The 25377-nt window shown below is 70.5% G+C and carries 18 protein-coding genes and 1 tRNA gene; 10 read left to right on the forward strand and 9 right to left on the reverse strand.

Annotated elements, in window-relative coordinates; translation table 11 throughout:
• Positions 1-7: 7 nt before the first annotated feature.
• Positions 8-829 (forward strand): ABC transporter ATP-binding protein, encoded by an 822-nt coding sequence (locus OG556_RS08390; protein WP_363588927.1) that lies wholly within the window; start codon positions 8-10, stop codon positions 827-829.
• A complete protein-coding gene (locus tag OG556_RS08395) occupies positions 826-1542 on the forward strand; it encodes an ABC transporter ATP-binding protein (RefSeq protein WP_371516574.1) in 717 nt (238 codons plus the stop codon). Before OG556_RS08390 ends, OG556_RS08395 begins: the two co-directional genes overlap by 4 nt.
• Before the next feature lie 68 nt (positions 1543-1610).
• On the opposite strand, the gene OG556_RS08400 is transcribed toward OG556_RS08395, so the two are convergent.
• Positions 1611-2297 carry an ANTAR domain-containing response regulator gene (locus OG556_RS08400; RefSeq protein WP_371516576.1) on the reverse strand — a complete coding sequence of 229 codons (687 nt, stop codon included), beginning with the start codon at positions 2295-2297 and terminating at the stop codon, positions 1611-1613.
• 66 nt (positions 2298-2363) lie between these two features.
• Between OG556_RS08400 and OG556_RS08405 the strand changes: the two genes are divergently transcribed.
• The 3 genes from OG556_RS08405 (at position 2364) to OG556_RS08415 (ending at position 4124) form a co-directional block, all read left to right on the forward strand.
• Positions 2364-2438: transfer RNA gene (locus tag OG556_RS08405), tRNA-Leu, on the forward strand.
• Positions 2439-2557: 119 nt separating this feature from the next.
• Positions 2558-3343, forward strand: coding sequence for a helix-turn-helix domain-containing protein (locus OG556_RS08410; RefSeq protein WP_371516577.1), 786 nt, complete (start codon positions 2558-2560; stop codon positions 3341-3343).
• 7 nt (positions 3344-3350) lie between these two features.
• Entirely contained in the window at positions 3351-4124 is a 774-nt protein-coding gene (locus OG556_RS08415) for a transcriptional regulator (RefSeq protein WP_371516578.1), read from the forward strand.
• Between the two features lie 15 nt (positions 4125-4139).
• Here the strand turns inward: OG556_RS08415 and OG556_RS08420 are convergent, their stop codons facing one another.
• Together OG556_RS08420 and pyk are read right to left on the reverse strand one after the other, a co-directional pair.
• Positions 4140-4274, reverse strand: coding sequence for a hypothetical protein (locus tag OG556_RS08420; RefSeq protein ID WP_371516579.1), 135 nt, complete (start codon positions 4272-4274; stop codon positions 4140-4142).
• A 57-nt stretch (positions 4275-4331) separates the two neighbouring features.
• Positions 4332-5762 (reverse strand): pyruvate kinase, encoded by a 1431-nt coding sequence (pyk, locus tag OG556_RS08425; RefSeq protein WP_371516580.1) that lies wholly within the window; start codon positions 5760-5762, stop codon positions 4332-4334.
• Between the two features lie 281 nt (positions 5763-6043).
• Between pyk and OG556_RS08430 the strand changes: the two genes are divergently transcribed.
• From OG556_RS08430 to OG556_RS08450, 5 genes are all read left to right on the forward strand, one after another.
• Entirely contained in the window at positions 6044-7120 is a 1077-nt protein-coding gene (locus tag OG556_RS08430; protein ID WP_371516581.1) for a hypothetical protein, read from the forward strand.
• Between the two features lie 8 nt (positions 7121-7128).
• On the forward strand, positions 7129-8760 hold the full coding sequence (locus OG556_RS08435; RefSeq protein WP_371516582.1) for a VWA domain-containing protein: 1632 nt from the start codon (positions 7129-7131) through the stop codon (positions 8758-8760).
• Positions 8747-9301, forward strand: a complete 555-nt coding sequence (locus OG556_RS08440; RefSeq protein ID WP_371516583.1) for a hypothetical protein — start codon at positions 8747-8749, stop codon at positions 9299-9301. The genes OG556_RS08435 and OG556_RS08440 overlap by 14 nt, the downstream gene beginning before the upstream one ends.
• 254 nt (positions 9302-9555) lie before the next feature.
• A complete protein-coding gene (locus OG556_RS08445) occupies positions 9556-11388 on the forward strand; it encodes a bifunctional UDP-sugar hydrolase/5'-nucleotidase (protein WP_371516584.1) in 1833 nt (610 codons plus the stop codon).
• Positions 11389-11697: 309 nt separating this feature from the next.
• Positions 11698-13908: a discoidin domain-containing protein gene (locus OG556_RS08450; RefSeq protein ID WP_371516585.1), complete on the forward strand. Its 2211-nt coding sequence runs from the start codon at positions 11698-11700 to the stop codon at positions 13906-13908.
• A gap of 141 nt (positions 13909-14049) precedes the next feature.
• Here OG556_RS08450 and OG556_RS08455 read toward each other — a convergent pair whose 3' ends face one another.
• From OG556_RS08455 to lgt, 6 genes are all read right to left on the reverse strand, one after another.
• On the reverse strand, positions 14050-15507 hold the full coding sequence (locus tag OG556_RS08455) for an aldehyde dehydrogenase family protein (RefSeq protein WP_371516586.1): 1458 nt from the start codon (positions 15505-15507) through the stop codon (positions 14050-14052).
• Positions 15508-15591: 84 nt separating this feature from the next.
• The gene (locus OG556_RS08460) at positions 15592-16458 is read right to left on the reverse strand and encodes a helix-turn-helix transcriptional regulator (protein WP_363618935.1); all 867 of its coding nucleotides are present in this window, start codon (positions 16456-16458) and stop codon (positions 15592-15594) included.
• 342 nt (positions 16459-16800) lie between these two features.
• On the reverse strand, positions 16801-18261 hold the full coding sequence (locus OG556_RS08465; RefSeq protein WP_371516587.1) for a glutamate synthase subunit beta: 1461 nt from the start codon (positions 18259-18261) through the stop codon (positions 16801-16803).
• Positions 18254-22855, reverse strand: a complete 4602-nt coding sequence (gene gltB, locus OG556_RS08470) for a glutamate synthase large subunit (protein ID WP_371522623.1) — start codon at positions 22853-22855, stop codon at positions 18254-18256. The genes OG556_RS08465 and gltB overlap by 8 nt, the downstream gene beginning before the upstream one ends.
• 439 nt (positions 22856-23294) lie before the next feature.
• Complete coding sequence (locus OG556_RS08475) at positions 23295-24017, reverse strand: VIT1/CCC1 transporter family protein (protein WP_371522625.1); 723 nt, start codon at positions 24015-24017, stop codon at positions 23295-23297.
• A gap of 160 nt (positions 24018-24177) precedes the next feature.
• On the reverse strand, positions 24178-25287 hold the full coding sequence (lgt, locus tag OG556_RS08480) for a prolipoprotein diacylglyceryl transferase (protein WP_371516588.1): 1110 nt from the start codon (positions 25285-25287) through the stop codon (positions 24178-24180).
• Positions 25288-25377 lie beyond the last annotated feature (90 nt).

Genomic DNA, 25377 nt, shown 5'->3' on the forward strand with positions numbered 1-25377 from the left:
CACCCAGATGACCACCACCGCCACACCCCTGCTCGAAGTCACCGGCGTCACCATGCGCTTCGGCGGCCTCACCGCCGTCAACGACGTCAGCCTCACCGTCGGCGAAGGCGAGATCATCGGCCTCATCGGCCCCAACGGCGCCGGCAAGACCACCTTCTTCAACTGCCTCACCGGCCTCTACGTCCCCACCGAGGGCGCCGTCCGCTACCGCGGCACCCTCCTGCCGCCCAAGCCCCACCTCGTCACCCAGGCCGGCATCGCCCGCACCTTCCAGAACATCCGGCTCTTCGCCAACATGACCGTCCTGGAGAACGTCCTCGTCGGCCGCCACACCCGCACCAAGGAAGGCATCTTCTCCGCCATCCTCCGCGGCCCCGGCTACCACCGCGCCGAGAACGAGAGCCGCGAGAAGGCCATGGAACTCCTCGCCTTCACCGGCCTCGCCGACAAGGCCGACCACCTCGCCCGCAACCTCCCCTACGGCGAACAGCGCAAGCTGGAGATCGCCCGCGCCCTCGCCTCCGACCCCGGCCTCCTGCTGCTCGACGAACCCACCGCCGGCATGAACCCCCAGGAGACCCGCGCCGCCGAGGAACTCGTCTTCGCCATCCGCGACCAGGGCGTCTCGATCCTCGTCATCGAGCACGACATGCGCTTCATCTTCAACCTCTGCGACCGCACCGCCGTCCTCGTCCAGGGCCAGAAGATCGTCGAAGGCGACCGCGAAACCGTCCAGAACGACGAACGCGTCATCACCGCCTACCTCGGCGCCCCGCTCGAAGGCACCACCCCCGCAGTCGCGGAGACCGTTACGGAGACCGACCAGTGACCGCACTCCTCGAGGTCGAGGACCTCCGCGTCGCCTACGGCAAGATCGAAGCCGTCAAGGGCATCAGCTTCACCGTCAACCAGGGCGAGGTCACCACCCTCATCGGCACCAACGGCGCCGGCAAGACCACCACCCTGCGCACCCTCTCCGGACTCCTCAAACCCACCGCCGGACGCATCTCCTTCGACGGCCAGGACCTCACCACCGTCCCCGCGCACAAGATCGTCGCCCTCGGCCTCGCCCACTCCCCCGAAGGCCGGCACATCTTCCCCCGCATGACCATCGAGGAGAACCTCCTCCTCGGCGCCTTCCTGCGCGCCGACACCGCCGGCATCACCGCCGACGTCGACCGTGCCTACGACCTCTTCCCCATCCTCGGAGAACGCCGCCGCCAGGCCGCCGGCACCCTCTCCGGCGGCGAACAGCAGATGCTCGCCATGGGGCGGGCCCTGATGTCCCAGCCCAAACTGCTCATGCTCGACGAGCCGTCCATGGGCCTGTCGCCGCTGATGATGCAGAAGATCATGGCGACCATCATCGAGCTCAAGGCCGCCGGCACGACCATCCTGCTCGTCGAACAGAACGCCCAGGCCGCCCTCTCCCTCTCCGACCGCGGCTACGTCATGGAGACCGGCCGCATCGTCCTCTCCGGGACGGGTGCCGACCTCCTGCACGACGAGTCCGTCCGCAAGGCCTACCTCGGCGAGGACTGACACCTCCACGCATCCACACACGCGAAGGGCCCGGCGGACGAGGTCCGCCGGGCCCTCCTCGCATCCGGCTACTCGGACGCGTCCTCGTCCGCCTTCTTGCGGTCCTGGGCCGCGCCCTCCTCGATGACCGCCTCGGCCACCGCGGCCATCGTCATCCGACGGTCCATCGACGTCTTCTGGATCCACCGGAACGCCGCCGGCTCGTTCAGCCCGAACTTCGTCTGCAGTACGCCCTTCGCCCGGTCCACCAGCTTCCGGGTCTCCAGCCGCTGGGTGAGATCCGCGATCTCCTCCTCCAGCGTCCGCATCTCGGTGTACCGCGACACCGCCATCTCGATCGCCGGCACCAGGTCCGCCTTGCTGAACGGCTTCACGATGTACGCCATCGCCCCGGCGTCCCGCGCCCGGTCCACCAGCTCCCGCTGCGAGAACGCCGTCAGCATCAGAACCGGCGCCAGGTGCTTCTCGTGGATCTGCTCGGCGGCGGAGAGCCCGTCCAGCACCGGCATCTTCACGTCGAAGATCGCGAGGTCCGGCCGAAGCTCCTCCACCAGCTTCACCGCCGTGGCCCCGTCCCCGGCCTCACCGACGACGGTGTACCCCTCCTCTTCGAGCATCTCCTTGAGGTCAAGGCGGATCAGCGCCTCATCCTCGGCGATCACAATCCGGGTGATCTGGGGCGAATCGGTCTCAAGCGGCTGTGCCTGCTCGTCGGCGGTGCTCACGGGGCTCCTAGTTCCGGCGGGGTACTGCATGCACGAGGGTACCTAGACACGGTATGTTTGAGTTAATCGATTCGGGCAACCGCCTTCGAATCGTAGGCCCCGATAGCCCAATCGGCAGCAGGCAGTGGTCTCAAACACCATACAGTGTGGGTTCGAATCCCACTCGGGGCACCTAACCTTCGAATCGAAGGAAGCCTAATTCGGTCCAACAGCCGGAGAGCTTCACCCACACGGGTGAAGCTCTCTTTGTTTGCATGCCGACATCCCCTCGACCGTGCAATCTCGGTCACATGTACGACCGATCTGTGCGCGAGCAGGCCGTCAGTCTCCTCCGCAGCGGCGTCGGCACTGCGGAGACCGCCCGCCGACTGGCCGTTCCCTGCGGCACGGTCTCCTGGTGGAAGCATCAGGACCTGGCCAAGCGCGGCGAACTCCCCGGCCGCAAGCGCACCTCCTGCATGCACTGCCACGGCGACGAACTGAACCGCCCCGCCTACTCGTATCTACTCGGGCTCTACCTCGGCGATGGCCACATCAGCCACCCCAAACAGCATCGAGTCCCCAGTCTGTTCATATCCTGTGACGACAAGTGGCCGGGAATCATGGATGCCGCCGAAACGGCCATGAGGCAGGTCCTGCCGAACCTCACGCCCTGCCGCGTGCGGCGGCCCGGCAGCCACAACGTCAAGATGTACTCGACACACCTCATCTGCTACTTCCCCCAGCACGGCCCGGGAAAGAAGCACGAGCGCACCATCGCCTTGGAACCCTGGCAGCAGGAGATCGTCGACGCCCACCCCTGGGAGTTCCTGCGCGGCCTGATCCACTCGGACGGTACTCGGATCACCAACTGGACGACCAGGACCGTCAAAGGCGTCGTCCGCCGCTACGAGTACCCGCGCTACTTCTTCACCAACACCTCCACCGACATCATCGGCCTCTTCACCGCCACCCTCGACGCCGTCGGCGTCTCGTGGAAGGCCTCGGTCCCCCGCCCGACCGGCCAGGTCAACATCTCCGTCGCCCGCAGGGAGTCCGTCGCCCTCATGGACGCCCACATCGGCCCCAAGTACTGACAGCGGCATGTACGACACGGCCACGCGGCAGCGGGCGCTCGACCTCCACGCGACCGGGCTGACCTTCAGCCAGGTCAGCCGTACGACCGGCATATCCCGGTCCGCGATCCGCGCGTGGGCCTCCGGTGCCGTGCCCAGCCCGCGGATGACCGCCGAGTGCCCGGTCCGCGGCGGCCGGCTCGACCCGTCACGCCCGCGCGCCGACTACGCCTACCTCCTCGGCCTCTACCTCGGCGACGGCTGTGTCAGCGAGGGCCGCCGCAAGGTCTACGCCCTCCGCATCGCGTGCTGCGACGCCTGGCCCGGCCTGATCGACGAATGCCAGCGAGCCGTCTCCGCCGTCATGCCGCTCAACGGGGTTCAGCGCGTCCGCGCACCGGGCTGCACCAGTGTCGTGAGCACCAGCAAGCACTGGCCCTGCCTCTTCCCCCAGCACGGCCCCGGCCCGAAGCACCGACGGTCGATCTCCCTCGCGCCCTGGCAGCAGGAGATCGTCGACGCCCACCCGTGGGAGTTCCTGCGCGGCCTGATCCACTCCGACGGCTGCCGCATCACCAACTGGACGACGCGAACGGTCGGCGGCGTCAAGAAGCGCTACGAGTACCCGCGGTACTTCTTCACCAACACCTCGACCGACATCATCGGCCTGTTCACCGCCACCCTCGACGCCGTCGGCGTCCAGTGGAAGGCCGCGGCCCGGCCGACCGGTGCCACCAACATCTCCGTCGCCCGCAAGGACTCCGTCGCCCTCATGGACGCCCACATCGGCCCCAAGTACTGACAGCGGCAGAGTGGTTCAGTCACCCTCGGGATCCGGCTCCACCTGTTCGTCCTGTTCGAATCGGGCTCTGGCGGCCTCGTAGGCTGCGCCCGCGCCGGGGTGGTTGAGGATCTCCTCGCGGAGCTCGCGCCAGGGGGTGTGCTCGTTCATCGCGCTCTTTCCGTCCTGGGCGGCATCCCTCACACGAGGGATGCCGCCCAGGGGCCGTCAGTTGTCCAGGGTCCCCACGTGGTGGACGCGGACGAGGTTGGTGGAGCCGGCGAGGCCGGGCGGGGAGCCGGCGGTGATGACGACGATGTCGCCCTTCTGGCAGCGGCCGAGTGACAGGAGGGCCGCGTCGACCTGTTCGACCATCTGGTCGGTGGTGGGGGCGAAGGGACCGAGGAAGGTCTCGACGCCCCAGGTGAGGGCGAGTTGGCTGCGGACGGCGGGTTCGTAGGTGAAGGCGAGGACGGGGATGGGCGAGCGGTAGCGGGTCAGCCGGCGGGCGGTGTCGCCGGACTGGGTGAAGGCGATGAGGTACTTGGCGTGCAGGAAGTCGCCGATCTCGGCGGCCGCGCGGGCGACGGCGCCGCCCTGGGTGCGCGGCTTGTTGCCGGTGGTCAGGGGCGGCAGTCCGGCGGCGAGGATGTCGGTTTCGGCGGCCTCGATGATGCGGCTCATGGTCTTGACGGTCTCGACGGGGTACTTGCCGACGGAGGTCTCGCCGGAGAGCATCACCGCGTCGGTCCCGTCGAGGACGGCGTTGGCGACGTCGGAGGCCTCGGCCCGGGTGGGCCGGGAGGCGTTGATCATCGAGTCGAGCATCTGGGTGGCGACGATGACCGGCTTGGCGTTGCGCTTGGCGAGCTTGACGGCGCGCTTCTGGACGAGCGGGACCTGTTCGAGGGGCATCTCCACGCCCAGGTCGCCGCGGGCCACCATGATGCCGTCGAAGGCGTCGACGATGGATTCCAGGTTGTCGACCGCCTGCGGCTTCTCGATCTTGGCGATGACGGGGACGAGGCGCCCCTCCTCGGCCATGATCCGGTGGACGTCCTCGATGTCGCGGCCGCTGCGGACGAAGGAGAGCGCGACCAGGTCGGCGCCGGTGCGCAGGCCCCACCGCAGGTCGGCGATGTCCTTGTCGCTGAGTGCGGGGACGGAGACGGCGACGCCGGGGAGGTTGAGGCCCTTGTGGTCGGAGACGAGGCCGCCTTCGATGACGAGGCAGCGCACGCGCGGCCCGTCGACCTCGACGACCTCCAGGGTGACCCGGCCGTCGTCGACGAGGATGCGTTCGCCGCGGGTGACGTCGGCGGCGAGGCCGGGGTAGGTGGTGCCGCAGATGTCCTTGTCTCCGACGACGCCGTTGTCGGTGGAGATGGTGAACTCGTCGCCGCGTTCGAGAAGTACGGGGCCGTGGGCGAAGGTGTCGAGCCGGATCTTCGGGCCTTGAAGGTCGACGAGGATGCCGACGCTGCGGCCGCTCTCGTCGGCGGCCTTGCGGACGCGGCGGTAGCGTTCCTCGTGCTCGTCGTGGGTTCCGTGGCTGAGGTTGAAACGGGCGATGTCCATTCCGGCGTCGACCAGGGATTTGATCTGGTCGTACGAGTCGGTGGCCGGCCCGAGGGTGCAGACGATTTTTGCTCGGCGCATACTGCTGAGGGTAGGCATTACCGGCGCGTAACCACGACGCGGGTCCGGACGGCGGGATGACCTTTGCCGTAAGGCGAGTTGAACAATCTGACACATCCTCGGACCGGTGTACGAGCACCTGCCCGGGTGCCGTCGCCGTCCGGCCTTCCGATGCGAACCCGTGAAGGGGTGTTCACCCTTGGTTCACTGTCGGTTCGGCCACCGCTCCTCGCCCGGCGGGACGCTCGTCACCTCCGGGTGACCACCCGGACGACGTAGCGGACGAGGGGGAGGCGTTCGGCATGAGACGCACTCTGGGGGTGTTGGCGGCGTTGGCCCTGCTGGGCGGGGTGACGTACGCACTGATCCCGCAGGACGGCCCGGGCGGCGACATCGTCACCGTCTCCGGCCTGATCGGCTCGGAGAAGCGCGACTTCTTCCAGGATCCGCAGGTCGTCGCCGAGTTGGCCAAGCAGGGCATGAAGGTGAACGCGGAGAGCATCGGCTCCTGGCTGATGGACGGCGACGCGAAGGACTTCGCGTTCCCGGCCAGCCAGCCGCCGGCCGAGAAGCTGCGCGCGGACTGGAACATCAAGGAGGTCCCGGTCCAGCCGTTCTACTCGCCGCTGGTGATCCTCGCGCACCGCCCGGTGGCGGACGTCCTGATGGGCAACGGCCTGGCCACCCTGGACAGTTCCACCGGGCTGTGGACGTTCCGGATGGACGCCTACCTGGCCGCGCTGAAGGCCGGCCGCACCTGGCCGGACCTCACGGGCGCGGCCGAGCACGCGGAGTTGAAGGGCCCGGTGTTCCTCACCACCACCGACCCGGAGACGTCCTCCTCGGGGGCGCTGCACATCGCCCTGCTGTCGTACCTGTTGAACAACCGCCAGGTGGTCTACGACCAGGCCGGGATCGACGCCACCAAGGACGTGCTGCGCACGGCGACGGCGATCCAGGGCGGCCAGAAGAGCAGCAGCGACGAGCCGTTCAAGGCCTTCCTGGCCGGGGTCGGCAATCCGCTGGTGCTCGCGTACGAGTCGCAGGCCGCCGCGATGGTGCTGAAGGGCGAGTCGACCGGCGACATGGTGGTGCTGTACCCGGACACCACCATCTACACCGACCACACCATCGTCGGCCGCACGCCGAACGGCCGGCGGCTGGCCGCCCTGCTGCACGACAACGCCGAACTGCGGCGGCTGGAGGCGAAGTTCGGCTTCCGCCCGCAGGACGACCCGGACGCCTTCGCCGCGCTGGTGAAGGGCAAGACCCCGGTCCTGGCGCCCAATCTCGCGGCGGCGAAGGTCAACCAGCCGCAGATTCCCGTGCCCGACGTCCTGACCAGGCTGATCAAGGCCGCCAAGGGGAAGGCTCAGTGAACTCCCGCATGAAGAAGCACAGTTGGCCGGTCGCTGCGCTGGCGACCCTGCTGGCGGCCACCGCCTGCACCTCCACCCCGCCGGGCCCGAAGCCGTCCGACCCGCCGGCCACGACGGCGCAGGCGGGGGTGCTGCGGGTGCTGGCCGGCAGCGAGCTGCAGGACCTGGCGCCGATCCTGGAGGACGCCCGGAAGGCGACCGGGGTGACGGTGCAGTTCTCCTGGACGGGCTCGCTGGACGGCGCGGACGCGGTGTCCTCGGGCCGGGCGGGCGGCAAGTACGACGCGGTGTGGTTCCCGTCCAACCAGTACCTGCGACTGGACGACGCGGGGAAGTCGAAGGTGCTGTCGGAGACGCCGGTGATGGTGTCGCCGGTGGCGGTGGGGGTGCGCTCCTCGGTCCTCAACGAGCTCGGCTGGGGGGACGGCTCGAAGGTCTCCTGGGCGCAGATCGGGGATGCGGCGTCGGCCGGGAAGCTGGCGTACGGGATGGCGGACCCGTCCCGGTCGAACTCGGGCTTCTCGACGCTGGTGGCGGTGGCGTCGGCGTTCTCGGGTGCGGGGGCGGCGCTGACCGAGGGGGACGTGCAGAAGGCTGCGCCGCAGTTGAAGCAGTTCTTCACCGGCCAGAAGCTGACGTCGGGCTCCTCGGGCTGGCTGGCGCAGGCGTACACCCGGGCGGAGCCGGGCAAGGTCGGGGCGCTGGTGAACTACGAGTCGGTGCTGCTGTCGATGAACAAGTCGCTGGCGGCGGACCAGCAGTTGACGGTGATCCGCCCGGTGGACGGGGTGGTGTCGGCGGACTATCCGCTGTCGCTGCTGTCCTCGTCCGCGCAGCGGGAGCGGGACTCCTTCCAGCGGTTGACGGCGTACCTGTTGAAGGAGGACGTGCAGAAACGGATCTCCGAGGTGACGCTGCGCCGCCCGGTGGCGCCGGGGGTGTCGCCGGCGGCCGGGCTGCCGGCGGACCGGCGGCGGGAGCTGCCGTTCCCGGGGAGCCGGGCGGTGGCGGACGGGCTGCTGGCCTCGTACCAGAACGAGCTGCGGCGGCCGTCGCGGACGGTGTACGTGCTGGACACCTCGGGGTCGATGGAGGGTTCGCGGATCTCGGCGCTGAAGTCGGCGCTGGGCCGGTTGACGGGGGCGGACGACACCCGGGCGGTGCGCCGCTTCCGGGACCGCGAGGAGGTGACGCTGATCTCCTTCGCGTCGAAGGTGAAGTGGGCGAGGACGCACGCGGTGCCGGCCTCGGGGAGCAAGCCGGGCCCGGAGGCGGAGCTGGCGTCGATCGACGCGGACGTGCAGTCGCTGGCGGCGTCGGGGGGTACGGCGCTGTACGACTCGCTGGAGGAGGCGTACCGGGTGATCGACCGGCAGCAGTCGGCGGCGGGGGACGACCGGTTCACGTCGATCGTGCTGATGACCGACGGGGAGAGCAACGAGGGGGCTTCGGACGGCGACTTCAAGCGGTTCCACGACGGGCTGCCGGCCGGGCAGAAGTCGATCCCGGTGTTCCCGATCAAGTTCGGGGAGGCGGCGGTGAGCCAGTTACAGGGGATCGCGGACGTGAGCGGCGGCAAGCTGTTCGACGGGTCGGGTTCGCTGGACGGGGTGTTCGAGGAGATCCGTGGCTACCAGTGACGGGTTCGGCCGGCGGGTGCTGCGGTACCTGGAGTCGGCGCGGAACCTGGTCGGCTGCGGGGGCGGCGCGGTGGGGCTGGGGCTGCACTTCGCCGGGCTGGGCGGGGCGTGGTGGCCGGCGGTGGTGGCGGGGCTGTACGGGGCGGGCGCGCTGCTGACGCCGGGCCCGCGGACGGAGCCGCCCGTCGTCCTGCCCGTCGTCCTGCCCGGCGATCCGCTGCTACTGCCACCGACGCCCGGGCCGCGACCGGAGCCCGAGCCGGAGCCCGCACCGCGGCCCGATCCCGAACTCGCGGCGCTGGCCGACTACCTGGCCACGGTGCCGCTACCGGATTCGGCGGGGGTGGCGGGCCTGCTGGCGGCGCTGCGCTCGGCGGAGCCGGGGCCGGTGCCCGAGGGGATCGTGCGGCACCGGCTGCCGGTGGCGGTGGCCGGCTACCTGCGGGCGCTGACCTGGCGGCCGTGGGCGGGGCCGGACGCGCCGGACCCGGAGGCGGAGCTCGGCCGCGAGGTGCGCCTACTGGTCGCGGACCTGGCCTGAGGGCCCTGACCTGAGGGCCCTGCCCGAGGAGACCCGGGCAGGGCCCCTTACCACCCCGCCCTCCGCGCACCCCCGTCACGAACGAGTCGCCAAGATCTCACCTGCTGGAAACGTCGGAGGACTATCCACCGGCCGGGCCCGCACGGCACACTTCTACGCGCGTCCTTCTACGCGCGTCGATGCGCGTCGGCACGCCACCCGAACACCAGTTGACGGACCATCGGCCCGTCAGTCCCCACCCGGGAGAGTCGTCCATGCCCCTGAACCGCCGTGACTTCGTCACCCGGTCCGCCGCCACCGCCGCCGGCGCCGCCCTGACCGGCGGAGCAGTCGTCGCCGCCGCCCCCGCCGCCGTGGCCGCCGAGCCGGCTCCGGCGGCCGCCAAGGGCAAGCGCAAGGGCCGCAAGCAGGCCTTCACCGTCATGGGCACCACCGACCTGCACGGCCGGGTGCTCAACTGGGACTACTTCACCGACGCCGTGTACGCCGACAAGGCGCACAACGACGTCGGCCTCGCCAAGATCTCCACCCTGGCCAACCAGGTCCGCGAGGAGAAGGGCTGGGACCGCTGCCTGCTGATCGACTCCGGCGACATCATCCAGGGCACCCAGCTGACCTACTACTACGCCCGGATCGAGCCGATCGCCACCGACGGCGACAACGTGCCCGACCACCCGATGGCCGTCGCCATGAACCTCATGGGCTACGACGCCGCCGCGCTCGGCAACCACGAGTTCAACTACGGCATCCCCACCCTGAAGGCCTTCGAGGACCAGCTGGAGTTCCCGCTGCTGGGCGCCAACGCGCTGCACGCGAAGAACGAGAAGCCGGCCTTCAAGCCGTACGTGATCAAGGAGGTGTGGCTGGACGAGGACACCCCGCTGAAGGTCGGCATCCTCGGCCTCACCAACCCGGGCATCGCGATCTGGGACAAGGCCAACGTCACCGGCAAGATGGTCTTCCCGGGCATCGTCGAGACGGCCGCCAAGTACGTGCCCCGGATGAAGGCCGCGGGCGCGGACGTCATCGTCGTCTCCGCCCACTCCGGCATCGACGAGCCGACCACCTACGGCGACCAGCTGCCCTGGCCCGAGGACGCCTCCGGCGAGATGGCCGAGACCGTTCCGGGCATCGACGCGGTGCTGGTGGGCCACACCCACAAGGAGGTGGCGCAGCGGCTGATCGTCAACAAGAAGACCGGCAGGACCGTGGTGCTCTCCGAGCCGCTGTGCTGGGGCCAGCGCCTGAGCTGCTTCGACTTCGACGTCGAGTTCGCCGACGGCGCGTGGAAGGTCCTCTCGGTGTCCTCGCGGGTGCTGAACTCCAACACCGTGCCGGAGAACCCGGAGATCGTGGACGCGCTGACCGAGCAGCACAAGAAGGTCGTGGCGTACGTCAACCAGCAGATCGGCACCTGCAAGACGGACCTGTCGATCGCCGAGGCGCGGTTCCGGGCGACCCCGATCATCGACCTGATCGGCCGGGTGCAGGCGGACGCGGTGAAGGCGGCGCTGGCGGGCGGGCAGTACGCCAACCTGCCGGTGCTGGCGCAGGCGGCGCCGTTCAACCGGACGGCGCTGATCCCGGCGGGCCAGGTGAAGCTGCGCGACGCGGCGGGTCTGTACATCTACGAGAACACCCTGGAGGCGCGCGTCCTGACGGGTGCGCAGCTGAAGGACTACCTGGAGTTCTCGGCCAAGTACTACAACCAGCTGGCCCCGGGCGCTCCGGTCGACAAGGACGCGCTGACCGGTGCGGAGACCACGCCGGACTACAACTACGACTCGGTGTACGGGCTGAGCTACGACATCGACATCGCGCAGCCGAAGGGCAAGCGGATCGTCAACCTGTCGTTCCAGGGCAAGCCGATCGACCCGGCCGCGCAGTTCGTCCTGGCGGTCAACAACTACCGTGCCAACGGCGGCGGCAACTTCCCGCACGTGGCGCAGGCCAAGCTGGTCTGGTCGAACTCGGACGAGATCCGCAACACGATGATCGCCTGGGTGAAGGCCAAGGGCGTCATCGACCCGGCCGACTTCTTCACCGACTCCTGGCGCCTGGTGCGCGCCGGCCAGCCGGTGTTCTAGCCCGCCCGGCCCCTTTCCGCTGAACCGAGGAGCCCCGTGCCGCAACCGCGGCCGGGGCTCCTCGTCATGTCCGGGCCCGTCACGTCGTGGCCCATCGGGTTGGGGCCACCATCCCGGCCTCGCGGATCACCGTGAACCGGGAGTACAACCACCCGAACGTCGACAAGAAGACCGACTGGACGGGCAACGACCACCAGGAGCCCCCGGACGGCGGGTCGAGCTACTACGACGCGCTGGTCGAGAACACCCCGTACAGCCTCGCCGCCCCAGCAGGCCGGTTCGGACGCGGCCGGCACGTACCTGGACACGGTGTTCAAGGCGCTCAAGGACCACCTCGACACCAAGTGCCTGGACTCCGGTCCGACCTGCGCCCCGGGGCGGCGCTGGAGCGACGTCTTCTACATGAGCGCCGTCGACGAGCCCAACCCCGCCGACACCACCCAGACCCGGAACGCGGTCTGGCTCTACGACCACTACAAGCGCGCGTTCCCGGCCGGCCTGAGCAACGAGTCCCGTCAGAGCCCGGTCCCCGGCATCGACGGCTCGCTCAGCACGGTGACCTCCATCGGCGGGCCGCAGTACGACGAGAACACGGCGTACTACCAGAACCTCCGCCTCTCCGGGAAGGACTTCTGGCTCTACTACTGCAACAACCCCACCGACAAGCACCTCAACCGCTACATCAGCTACCCCCTGTCCGACTCCCGGCTGACGCCGTGGATGGTGGCGTCCGCCGGCGGCAACGGCTTCCTGCACTGGGGCTGGAACATCTGGACCGACCCCAGCAACAACTACGCCCCCCTCGACACCTTCAACGGCAGGATGGACGGCGACTTCTACCTCGTCCGTCCCAACAAGGCCACCTACGGCGTCTACGACAGCGTCCGCAGCGAGGCCCTGCTCGCCGGCATCCAGGACTACGAGCTGCTGCACCAGCTCTCCGCCACCAAGCCGGTGCTGGCCCGCGCGCTCCTCGGCTCGCTGATCAGCGGCACCACCAGCTTCTCCACCTCCGGCGCGGCGGCCGACCAGCGGCACAAGCAGCTCCTCGACGCGCTCGCCTCCCCCGCCCCGGACGCGGCCTTCCCGTTCACCGACGACTTCGGCGCGGACAAGGACGCCTCCTGGCGCACCGTCCGCGGCTCCTGGTCGGCGGCCGGGGACGGCGGGTACGTGCAGGGTGACGCCAACTCCGGCTGGGACGTGGTCGCGGGCCTGACCGGGCGCGCGTACCAGGACGTCTCGGCCTCCGTCGACGTCCGGATCACCGGAGTCCGGGCCGACGGCGGCGACACCAACTGGGCGGGCATGGTGGTCCGCAACCAGAACCCGACCGAGTCGCAGACCGGGTACCTGGTCGCGCTGCGCAACACCGGCGAGGTGTTCGTCAACCGCAGCGGCGTCCCGCTGGCGTCGGCCAAGGTGCCGGGCTACACCCCGGGCCAGACGGTCAGCCTGCGGGTGTCCGCCCAGGGCGGCACGATCAAGGTGTACGCCGGGGCCGTCCAACTGCTCACCGTGACCGACCAGGGCTACCCGGTCGGCGGCTTCGGCCTCGCCACCGGCGGGGCGTCCGCCCGCTTCGAGCACGTGCGGCTCAACCCGGGCACCGACCCGGCGGAGAACGCCGCCGTCGTCACCTCCAGCACGTACGAGGGCGACGGCTGGAGCACGGCCGCGCTGACCGACGGGCGCCGGGGCCTGGCCACCGGCACCAACGGCTGGAGCAGCAACACCGACGTGAACGCGGACCACAGCGAGTGGGCGCAGCTGGACCTCGGCGCGACCAGGCGGATCAGCCGGGTGGACCTCCACCCGCGCGCCGACGGTCCGGCCGCCGGCAAGGGCTTCCCGGTGGACTTCACCGTCCAGGTCTCCGCGGACGGCTCCACCTGGTCGACCGTCGCCGACCGCAAGAACTACCCGAAGCCGTCGGACGCCTCCGTCCAGACCTTCCCGTTCCAGCCCGCCGACGTGCGCTACGTCCGGGTGACGGGGACCAGGCTCGGCACCGACCCGAACGGCCAGTACCGGATGCAGTTCGCCGAGATCGAGGCGGCGGGCGGCGAGCTGGCGGTCAACCGGCCGGTCCAGGCGTCGAGTTCGGCGGGCCCGTACAGCTGGCGGCCGGCCGCGGTCAACGACGGGATCGCGAACTCCACGCTCGACTACTCGATGGGCTGGAGCAGCGCCCGCTCCGCCGGGCCGGTCGCGAACGAGTGGGTCACCGTGGACCTCCAGGGCCCCAGCCTGATCAGCCGGGTGAGCCTGACCCCGCGCAACGACGGTGCCAACACCGGTCTGGGCTTCCCGGTGGACTACACCGTCCAGGTCTCGGCGGACGGCTCCACCTGGTCGACCGTCGCCACCCGGACGGGCACGCCGCGCCCCGGCGCGGCGCCGCAGGTCCTCACCTTCGCTCCGACCACGGCCCGGTACGTGAAGGTCGCCGGAACCCGGCTGAGCGCCGACCAGTTCGGCGACTACTACCTCCAGCTCGGTGAACTCGGCGTGAGCTGACCCAGGACCGCTCTCGGGCCCCCGGCGGCATCCATCCGCCGGGGGCCTCGCGCTGTCCGAAGCGGCACCCTCAAGGGCGGCACCGCCGAAAGCAGAGCCGTCAAAGCACCGCCGAAAGCCGCACCGCCAGAACGATCACGCTCAGAACGGGAAGGCCGTGCGCCCGTGCTGGACGGAGATCCACTTCACGGTGGTGAACGCGTCCACCGTGGACTCCCCGTTGAGCCGCCCGATGCCGGAGTTCTTCTCCCCGCCGAACGGCACCGCCGGCTCGTCGGCGATGGTCCCGCCGTTGACGTGGATCATGCCGGTCTCGATCCGGTGCGCGACCCGGACGCCGCGCTCGACGTCGCCGGTGTGCACCGCGCCGCTGAGCCCGAAGGGGCTGTCGTTGGCGAGCCGGACGGCCTCGTCCTCGCCGTCGAAGGGCACCACGAGCACGACCGGGCCGAAGAGTTCGCGCTGGAGGATCGGCGCGTCCTCGGCCAGCCCCGTGAGGACGGCGGGCTCCATCAGGCTGCCGACCGTGGTGCCGCGCAGCAGTGCGGTGGCGCCGGCGGCGATGGCCTGGTCGACCTGGGCGGTGATGGTGTCGGCCTGGACGGGGTTGATCAGCGGGCCGATCTGGGTGGCCGGGTCCTTGGGGTCGCCGACGGTGAGCGAGGAGATCTTCGCGACGAACTTGGCGGTGAACTCGGCCTCGACGGAGCGGTCGACGAGGATGCGGTTGGCGGCCATGCAGACCTGGCCCTGGTGGGCGAAGCGGCTGAACACGGCGGCGTCCACGGCGTAGTCGAGGTCGGCGTCGTCGAGCACGATCAGCGCGCTGTTGCCGCCGAGTTCGAGCACGGTGCGCTTGAAGTTGGCGGCGGCGACGGTGGCGACGTGCCGGCCGATCCGGTCGGAGCCGGTGAAGGCGATGACCTTGGGCACCGGGTGCTCGATGAAGGCGTCGCCGATCTCGGCGATGTCGGTGACCACGACGTTGAACAGCCCGGCCGGCAGGCCCGCCTCCTCGAAGAGCCGGGCGATCAGGGTGCCGCCGACGATCGGGGTCTCCTGGTGCGGCTTGAGCACCACGCCGTTGCCGAGGGCGAGGGCGGGGGCGACGGCCTTGATCGAGAGGTACAGCGGGAAGTTGAACGGGCTGATCACGCCGACGACGCCGACCGGCAGCCGGTAGAGGCGGTTCTCCTGGCCCTCCGTGATCGAGGGCAGCAGCCGGCCCTCCAGGCCCAGGGCCACCCGCAGGCAGTCCCGCAGCATGTCCTTGACCAGGGAGAGTTCGAAGGCGGCCTTGAGCGCGGTGCCGCCGAGTTCGGCCATGATGGCGTGGGTGATCTCCTCCTCGCGCTCCTCGATCAGGCGCAGCACGCGTTCGAAGACGAGCCGGCGGGCGTAGGGGGTGGTGGCGGCCCACTGCTTCTGGGCCCGTTCGGCGGCCCGGTAGGCCCGGTCGACCTCGGCGGTGGTGGCGACGGTGATGGTGGCGAGCTTGTCGCCGGTGTAGGGGTCGACGTCGACGATGTCCCAGGAGCCGCTGCCGCTGCACCATTCGCCGTCGATGTACTGCAGCGCCAACTCGGAGAAGTACGACATCTGATCCCTCTCGTGCCGGTTCGGGGAACGTCGGCGGGCGAGCCGCTACGGCCCGGTCTGATTGGGCATCATCGTACTGACGTCTCAGAGCTCTTGGCGTACGGAGTACAGGAGCTGCCGGGTCTGTTCGGGGTCGAGGCTGTCGGCGAGCAGCCCTTCCATGGCGTGGCGGTACTCGGCGACCTCGGCCGGCTTGTCGAGGTAGAGCGCGGTGGTGAACTGTTCGACGTAGACGACGTCGGCGAGTTCGGGTTCGGCGAAGCCGAGCACGGTGAAGGCGCCGCTCTCGGCGCTCAGTCCGGTGCAGCCCAGCGGCAGCACCCGGAGCCGGACGTTGGGCAGTTCGCCGAGTTCGAGCAGCCGGTCGATCTGGTTGCGCATCAGCTCGGGGCCGCCCCAGGGGCGGCGCAGCGCGGCCTCGTCGAGGATGGCGAGCAGACGGGGGCCGCTCTCGGCGGTGAGCAGGGCCTGGCGTTTGAGCCGGACCTCGACGCGGCGTTCGATCTCGCCGGGGTCGGTGACGTGGCCGCCGGCGGCGATGACGGCGCGGGCGTAGTCGGCGGTCTGGAGCAGCCCGTGGACGAACTGGACCTCGTAGCTGCGGATCTCGGCGACGGCTTCTTCCAGGCCGACGTAGTTCTGGAACCAGGCGGGCAGCACGTCGCCGTACTCGTGCCACCAGGAGGTGGCGTTGGCGTCCCGGACGAGTCCGAGGACGGTGGCGCGCTCCTGCTCGGCCTCGACGCCGTAGAGGGTGAGCAGGTCGGCGACGTCGCGTTCCTTGAAGCCGACCCGGCCGAGTTCCATCCGGCTGATCTTGGACTCGGAGGCGCGGATCGAGTAGCCGGCCTCCTCGCGGCTGACGCCCCTGGCCTCGCGGAGCTTGCGCAGCTGGGTGCCGAGCAGCAGGCGCCGTACCGTGGCGCCTCCGCTTGTCTGAGTCGTGCTCATCGCGTCAACCTCCGCACTCGCGCAGCAGCCCCCCGGCCGTCGGCGGCAGTCTGCCACCTGGCACCGACGAACAACAGTCCGTCCGGTCAGGCCCTCCCGCGCGGCGTCCGGAACGGGCCTACGGTAGACCCAAGTCCTGGGAAATGTCTGAGAGTTGACACGACCCTTGACGGGCCGGCCGGCTTCGGGGTAGAGCGGGGGAACGCGACGGCGCCCGCCCTCCAACTGGTCGGGGAAGAGGGCAGGCGCCAGGAGACCGCGTTGGCCCGGCGACGCTGGCGGGGGCAGCGGGTTGAGCTCCCGGCGATGCGGCACCGGGGGTTCGGGGGGCCGGTCGGCCCGTCAGACGACCAGCGGGCGGTCGGTGGGACGGATCGGGGCCGGCAGTGGGGTCTTGCCGCCGAGGTACTTGTCCACCGCGGCTGCGGCCGAGCGGCCTTCCGCGATGGCCCAGACGATCAGCGACTGACCGCGGCCGGCGTCTCCGCAGACGTACACGCCATCGACATTGGTGGCGAACCGGCCGTCGCGGCCAATGTTACCGCGCGCGTCCAGGTCCACGCCGAGCTGCTCGACCAGGCCGTTGCGGACGTCGGTGCCGGTGAAGCCCATGGCCAGGGTGACGAGCTGCGCCGGGATGGCCCGCTCGGTGCCGGGGACGGGCTCGAAGCGGCCGTCCTTGAACTCGACCTCGACGAGGTGCAGCTCCTGGACGTTGCCGTCCTCGTCGCCGGTGAAGCGGGTGGTGTTCACGGAGTAGATCCGCTCGCCGCCCTCCTCGTGCGCGGAGGTGACCTTGTAGGTCATCGGCATGGTCGGCCAGGGCTGGTGGCCGGGGCGCTCCTCGGAGGGCCGCGGCATGATCTCCAGCTGGGTGACGGAGGCCGCGCCCTGGCGGTGGGCGGTGCCGACGCAGTCGGCGCCGGTGTCGCCGCCGCCGATGACGACGACGTGCTTGCCCTTGGCGCTGATCGGCGACTCGACGAAGTCGCCCTCCTGCACCTTGTTGGCCAGCGGCAGGTACTCCATGGCCTGGTGGACGCCCTTGAGCTCGCGTCCGGGCACCGCCAGGTCGCGCGCGGTGGTGGCGCCGGCGGCGACGACGACGGCGTCGAAGCGCTCGCGCAGCTGCTGGCCGGTGATGTCCTCGCCGACGTGCACGCCGGTGCGGAAGCGGGTGCCCTCCGCGCGCATCTGCTCGACGCGGCGGTTGATGTGGCGCTTCTCCATCTTGAACTCGGGGATGCCGTAGCGCAGCAGGCCGCCGACGCGGTCGGCGCGCTCGTACACGACGACGGTGTGCCCGGCCCGGGTGAGCTGCTGGGCGACGGCCAGGCCGGCCGGGCCGGAGCCGACGACGGCGACGGTCTTGCCGGACAGCCGCTCCGGGACCTGCGGCGTGACGCCGCCGCGGTCCCAGGCCTTGTCGATGATGGTGACCTCGACGTTCTTGATGGTCACCGCGTCCTGGTTGATGCCGAGCACGCAGGCCGACTCGCAGGGCGCCGGGCAGAGGCGGCCGGTGAACTCCGGGAAGTTGTTGGTCGCGTGCAGCCGCTCGATCGCGCCGACGAAGTCGTCCCGGTAGGCGAGGTCGTTCCACTCGGGGATGAGGTTCCCGAGCGGGCAGCCGTTGTGGCAGAACGGGATGCCGCAGTCCATGCAGCGGCCGGCCTGCTCGGTGATGATCGGCAGGAGGCTGCGCTCGACGTAGACCTCGTTCCAGTCCCGCAGGCGCACGTCGACGGGTCGCCGCTCGGCCAGCTGCTTGGGCGTGGTCAGGAAGCCCTTGGGGTCAGCCATTAGCCGCCTCCATCATCTTGCGAGTGGTCTCGGCCTCGGAGAGGCCATCGCGCTCAGCGGCGTCCTTGGCGGCGAGCACTGCCTTGTAGTCGGTCGGCATGATCGTGGAGAAGCGGGAGACCCCGCTGCCCCAGTCGGCCAGGAGTTCGGCGGCGACGGTGGAGCCGGTCTCCTCGTAGTGCTGCTGCACGGTCTCGCGCAGCCAGTCGCGGTCGGCGGCGGAGGGGGCCTCGATGCCCACCAGGCCGTCGTTGACGTTCGCGGGGCGCAGGTCCAGGACGTAGGCGATGCCGCCGGACATGCCGGCCGCCAGGTTGCGCCCGGTCTCGCCGAGGATGACGACCCGGCCGCCGGTCATGTACTCCAGGCCGTGGTCGCCCACGCCCTCGACGACCAGGGTGGCGCCGGAGTTGCGGACGGCGAAGCGCTCGCCGGCCTTGCCGCGCAGGTGGATCCGGCCGGAGGTGGCGCCGTAGCCGATGGTGTTGCCGGCGATGACGTGGTTCTGGGCGTCGTTGCCGATGGCCGCGGCGTCGCGGGCCGGGCGGACGATCACGACGCCGCCGGAGAGGCCCTTGCCGACGTAGTCGTTGGCGTCGCCCTCCAGCCGCAGGGTCACGCCGCGCGGCACGAAGGCGCCGAAGGACTGCCCGGCGGAGCCGGTGAAGGTGACGTCGATGGTGCCCTCGGGCAGGCCCTCGCCGCGGTAGCGCTTGGTCACCTCGTGGCCGAGCATGGTGCCGACGGTGCGGTTGACGTTGCGGATCGGCAGCTGGATGCGGACGGTCTCGCCGCGCTCCAGGGCGTCCTCGGCGAGCGTGATCAGCTGGTTGTCCAGGGCCTTGTCGAGCGCGTGGTCCTGGGAGGTGGTGCGGTGGCGGGCCGCGCCCTCGGGCAGCTGGGGGACGTGGAAGAGCGGGGCCAGGTCGAGCCCGGCGGCCTTCCAGTGGTCGATGGCGGCGGCCGCGTCGATGTGCTCGGCGTGGCCGACGGCCTCCTCGATCGTGCGGAAGCCCAGCTCGGCGAGGATCTCCCGGACCTCCTCGGCGATGAACTCGAAGAAGTTGACCACGAACTCGGGCTTGCCGGAGAAGCGCTCGCGCAGCACCGGGTTCTGGGTGGCGACGCCGACCGGGCAGGTGTCCAGGTGGCAGACGCGCATCATGATGCAGCCGGAGACGACCAGCGGCGCGGTGGCGAAGCCGAACTCCTCGGCGCCGAGCAGCGCGGCGATGACGACGTCGCGGCCGGTCTTGAGCTGGCCGTCGGTCTGCACGACGATGCGGTCGCGCAGGCCGTTGAGCAGCAGGGTCTGCTGGGTCTCGGCGAGGCCGAGCTCCCAGGGGCCGCCCGCGTGCTTGAGCGAGGTCAGCGGGGATGCGCCGGTGCCGCCGTCGTGCCCGGAGACCAGCACCACGTCGGCGTGCGCCTTGGAGACGCCCGCGGCGACCGTGCCGACGCCGACCTCGGACACCAGCTTCACGTGGATGCGGGCGGCCGGGTTGGCGTTCTTGAGGTCGTGGATGAGCTGCGCCAGGTCCTCGATCGAGTAGATGTCGTGGTGCGGCGGCGGCGAGATCAGGCCGACACCCGGCGTGGAGTGCCGGGTCTTGGCGACCCACGGGTAGACCTTGTGGCCGGGCAGCTGGCCGCCCTCGCCGGGCTTGGCGCCCTGGGCCATCTTGATCTGGATGTCGTCGGCGTTGACCAGGTACTCGGAGGTGACGCCGAAGCGGCCGGAGGCGACCTGCTTGATGGCCGAGCGGCGCTCGGGGTCGTACAGGCGGTCCGGGTCCTCGCCGCCCTCGCCGGTGTTGGACTTGCCGCCGAGGCGGTTCATCGCGATGGCGAGGGTCTCGTGCGCCTCCAGCGAGATGGAGCCGTACGACATGGCGCCGGTGGAGAAGCGCTTGACGATCTCGGAGACGGGCTCGACCTCCTCGACCGGGATCGGGGTCCGGCCGAGGGCGTCCAGCTGGAACAGGCCGCGCAGCGTCATCAGGCGGGTGGACTGCTCGTTCACCCGGTCCGTGTACTGCTTGAAGATGTCGTACCGGCGGTTGCGGGTGGAGTGCTGGAGCCGGAAGACGGTGTCCGGGTCGAACAGGTGCGGCTCGCCCTCGCGGCGCCACTGGTACTCGCCGCCGATCTCCAGCGCGCGGTGCGCGGCCGGGATGCCGGAGGCCGGGTAGGCCTTGGCGTGGCGGGCGGCGGTCTCCTTGGCGATCTCCTCCAGGCCGATGCCGCCGAGCTTGGTGGTGGTGCCGGCGAAGTAGCCGTCGACCAGCTCCTGGGAGAGGCCGATGGCCTCGAAGACCTGGGCGCCGCGGTAGGAGGCGACGGTCGAGATGCCCATCTTGGACATGACCTTGAGCACGCCCTTGCCGAGCGCCTTGATCAGGTTCTTGATGGCCTTCTCGGCCTCGACGCCCTGGATGAACACCTTCTGGGCGACGAGGTCCTCGACGGACTCCATGGCCAGGTACGGGTTGACGGCGCCGGCGCCGTAGCCGATCAGCAGCGCGACGTGGTGCACCTCGCGGACGTCGCCGGCCTCGACCAGCAGCGACACCTGGGTGCGCTGCTTGGTGCGGATGAGGTGGTGGTGGATCGCGGAGGTGAGCAGCAGCGAGGGGATCGGGGCGTGCTCGGCGTCGGAGTGCCGGTCGGAGAGCACGACGATCCGGGCGCCGTCGGCGATCGCGGCGTCGGCCTCGGCGGCGATCTCGGCCAGCCGGGCGGCCAGGCCCTGGCCGCCGGCGGCGACCTTGTAGAGGCCGGAGAGCGTGACGGCCTTGAGGCCGGGCTGGTCGCCGTCGTGGTTGATGTGGACGAGCTTGGCCAGCTCGTCGTTGTCGATCACCGGGAAGGTGATGCCGACCGAGCGGCAGGCGGCGGCCTCGGCGGCCAGCAGGTTGCCCTCGGGGCCGAGGTTGCTGAGCAGCGAGGTGACGAGCTCCTCGCGGATGGCGTCCAGCGGCGGGTTGGTGACCTGCGCGAAGAGCTGGACGAAGTAGTCGAACAGCAGGCGCGGCTTCTCGCTGAGCGCGGCGATCGGCGAGTCGGTGCCCATCGAGCCGAGCGCCTCGCCGCCGGTCTTGGCCATCGGCGCGAGGATGACCCGCAGCTCCTCCTCGGTGTAGCCGAAGGTCTGCTGGCGGCGGGTGACCGAGGCGTGGGTGTGGAAGATGTGCTCGCGCTCGGGCAGCTTGGCGAGCTGGATCTGCCCGGCGGCGACCCACTCCGCGTAGGGGTGCTCGGCGGCGAGGGAGGACTTGATCTCCTCGTCCCCGACGATGCGGCCCTCGGCGGTGTCGACGAGGAACATCCGGCCGGGCTGCAGGCGGCCCTTCTTGGCGACCTTCTCCTGGTCGATGTCGAGCACGCCGACCTCGGAGGAGAGGACGACGAGGCCGTCCTCGGTGATCCAGTAGCGGGCCGGGCGCAGGCCGTTGCGGTCGAGCACGGCGCCGATCTGGGTGCCGTCGGTGAAGGTGACGCAGGCCGGGCCGTCCCAGGGCTCCATCAGGTTGGAGTGGTACTGGTAGAAGGCGCGGCGGGCCGGGTCCATGGTGGCGTGGTTCTCCCACGCCTCCGGGATCATCATCAGCACCGAGTGCGGCAGCGAGCGGCCGCCGAGGTGGAGCAGCTCCAGGACCTCGTCGAAGGAGGCGGAGTCGGAGTGCTCCGGGGTGCAGACCGGGAAGATCCGCTCCAGGCCCCGGCCGTTGCGGTTGGCGGGGATGAGGTCGGTGGCGAGCTGGGACTCGCGGGCGCTCATCCAGTTGCGGTTGCCCTTGACCGTGTTGATCTCGCCGTTGTGGGCGACGAACCGGTACGGGTGGGCGAGCGGCCAGCTCGGGAAGGTGTTGGTGGAGAAGCGCGAGTGCACCAGGCCGACGGCGGAGGCGTAGGAGCGGTCCGACAGGTCGGGGAAGAAGGGCTCCAGCTGGCCGGTGGTCAGCATGCCCTTGTAGACGATGGTGCGCGCGGACAGCGACGGGAAGTAGACCCCGACCTCGCGCTCGGAGCGCTTGCGGACGACGAAGGCGGTCCGGTCGAGCTCGATCCCGGCCAGGCCCTCCTTGGCGAGGAAGAGCTGCCGGAAGCGCGGCATGACGCTGCGGGCGGTGGCGCCGAGCAGGTCCGGGGTGACGGGGACCTCGCGCCAGCCGAGGACGGTGAGGTCCTCCTCGGCCGCGATGGCCTCGATCCGGGCGACGGCGTCCGCGTCGGCGGCGTCCTCGTCGGGCAGGAAGGCGATGCCGACCGCGTAGGAGCCGGCGGCGGGGAGCTCGAAGTCGACCTTGCCGCGCAGGAAGGCGTCCGGGATCTGGGTGAGGATGCCGGCGCCGTCACCGGAGTCCGGCTCGGCGCCGGTGGCGCCGCGGTGCTCCAGGTTGCGCAGGACGGTCAGCGCCTGTTCGACGATGGTGTGGTCGGCGATGCCGGTCAGCGTGGCGACGAAACCGACGCCGCAGGCGTCGTGCTCGTTTCGCGGGTCGTACAGGCCCTGAGCGGTAGGTCGCGCATCCGGAACGAGCGCGTACGGCTGGCGGGCTGCGCCGGCCTGGGGCTCGTTGGCGGAGTGCATGGATGCAGGCAGCATCGGCTCTCCCGTCGTCGTCTTTCGGCTGTGTGGTGCAAGGAGGGACGACGTTGGCCCTGATGCGATTTCGTGCAAGTTACATGATGCCCAAGATCCCGGGAAGTGGAATATCTCGTCCACATGGCGGACTGATCCGCAGGTCAAGGGGGGAATGAGAGGACGCGCCACAATGCGCGTCCCCTCGATTGTGCCCGGCGGTCGGCCGCCTGAAACAGGGGCGAAACCCGATCGCCACACGGGACGATCAAGGACGCCTGTGAATCGATCCCGAGGGCTCACCCGCGGATGCGAATCCTCGGCCCCGAGGCCCGAATGGTGAGACTAGGCCAGGCGCCACCCGGCAGCCGTGTGCGGAACGTCACGCACTGCCCGGCATAGTCATGCACTCTTCCGGGTCGTCACACACACCCCGGCCGGACAGGACCTAGCCGACGTGTCCGCCGATCAGCCACCCCAGCAGGTACGTCACCCCGGCCGCCGCCCCGCCCAGCACCAGCTGCCGCAGCCCGCTGAACCACCAGCTGCGCGCCGTCACCCGCGCCACCACCGCGCCGCACAGGAACAGCCCCACCACCGACAGCAGCAGCGCCGGCACCAGCGAGGTCGCCCCCAGCAGGTACGGCAGCAGCGGCAGCAGCGCGCCCACCGCGAAGCAGACGAAGGACGACCCGGCGGCCACCCACGGTGACGGCAGGTCGTTCGGGTCGATGCCCAGCTCCTCCCGGGCGTGGATCTCCAGGGCCTGGTCCGGGTTGGCGGACAGCTGCCGGGCCACCTCGTGGGCGAGGTCCGGCTCCACCCCTCGGGTGATGTACAGCTGCGCCAGCTCGGCCAGCTCGCCGTGCGGGTTGCGGCTCAGCTCCAGCCGCTCGGCCTCGATCTCGGCCTGCACCAGCTCGGCCTGCGAGGCCACCGAGGTGTACTCCCCCGCCGCCATCGAGCAGGCGCCGGCCGCCAGCCCGGCGAGCCCGGTCAGCACCACCGTGCCGCTGGACACCGAGCCGCCGACCACGCCGGTCATCAGCGCGAAGTTGGAGACCAGGCCGTCCATCGCCCCGAACACGGCGGGCCGCAGCCAGCCGCCGTTCACGTCCCGGTGGTGCCCGGCAGCGGGTATGCGGGGGTGGTGCCCGGCCTCGGGCTCCAGGGTGGTCGCGCTCACGGCAGTTCCCCTCCGTTCGATTCGTCTGCCCCGACCGTAGACCGTCTGACCTGCGCATTTCCAGCAAAGTAAGGCTGTCCGAACAGCGCTTCGGCCGCCCTGCGCGAGCATCGCGCGGGCGGCCGAAGCGGGGGGAACTCCCAGGTCAGGTCAGGTTCTTGGCATTCTTGTCGGCGCTCTCGACGGCTTCGGAGGCTGCCTCCGCGTCCGCCTTTTCGTCCGTGGACTGAGACAGTTCGGCGGTCTCACCGGCCCCGGCGACCTTCTCGGACGGCGCGGGCCTCCCGCCGGCCTTGTCCGCCGGAGCGGCCTTGCCGGCCTTCTCGGCCTTGCCCGACTTCTCGGACACCGCGGCCTTGCCGGACACCGAGGCCTTCTCGGACGCCGCCGCCTTGTCGGACGGGCCCTGCGCCTCGCCCTCCTCGTCGGCCAGCGGGTCGATGCTCGCCGGGTCCTCCCGGCCGGGCCGCTTCTTGCCGACGACCACCAGGTAGACCACGGCGCCGACGAACACCACGATCGACGTCCAGTCGTTCAGCCGCAGGCCGAAGTAGACGTGCGCCTCGTCGATCCGCAGCCACTCGGTCCAGAACCGGCCCACCGTGTACGCGGCCACGTACAGCGCGAAGGCCCGGCCGTGCCCCAGCTTGAAGCGGCGGTCGGCCCAGATCACCAGCAGCGCGACCCCGACGCACCAGATCGACTCGTACAGGAAGGTCGGGTGGTAGACGCCCTTGACGACCTCGCCGCCCGGGAGCGTCTTGTGGATCTCCAGGCCCCACGGCAGCGTGGTCGGCCGGCCGTACAGCTCCTGGTTGAAGTAGTTGCCCCAGCGGCCCATCGCCTGCGCGAGCGCGATGCCCGGCGCGATGGCGTCCGCGTACGCGGGCAGCGGCACGCCCCGGCGGCGGCAGCCGATCCAGGCCCCGACCGCGCCGAGCGCGACGGCGCCCCAGATGCCGAGGCCGCCCTCCCAGATCTTGAAGGCGTTCCAGGGGTTCTTGCCGGCCCCGAAGTACAGCTGGTGGTCGGTGATCACGTGGTACAGCCGGCCGCCGACCAGGCCGAAGGGCACGGCCCAGACGGCGATGTCGCCGACCGTGTGCTTGGCACCGCCCCGGGCGACCCAGCGCTTGCTGCCGAGCCAGACGGCCACGACGACACCGAGGATGATGCAGAAGGCGTAGGCGCGCAGCGGGATCGGTCCGAGTTGCAGGACGCCCCGCGACGGGCTGGGAATGTAGGCGATATCCATGGCGGTTCCGACGCTACAGGGTCTGCGGCCCCTGCTGGACACCCCCGGGGTCACAGATGCCGAACAACGGGCACCGGGAACGGCGCCGCC

It is taken from the genome of Kitasatospora sp. NBC_01300 (assembly GCF_041435235.1).
Lineage (GTDB): Bacteria > Actinomycetota > Actinomycetes > Streptomycetales > Streptomycetaceae > Kitasatospora.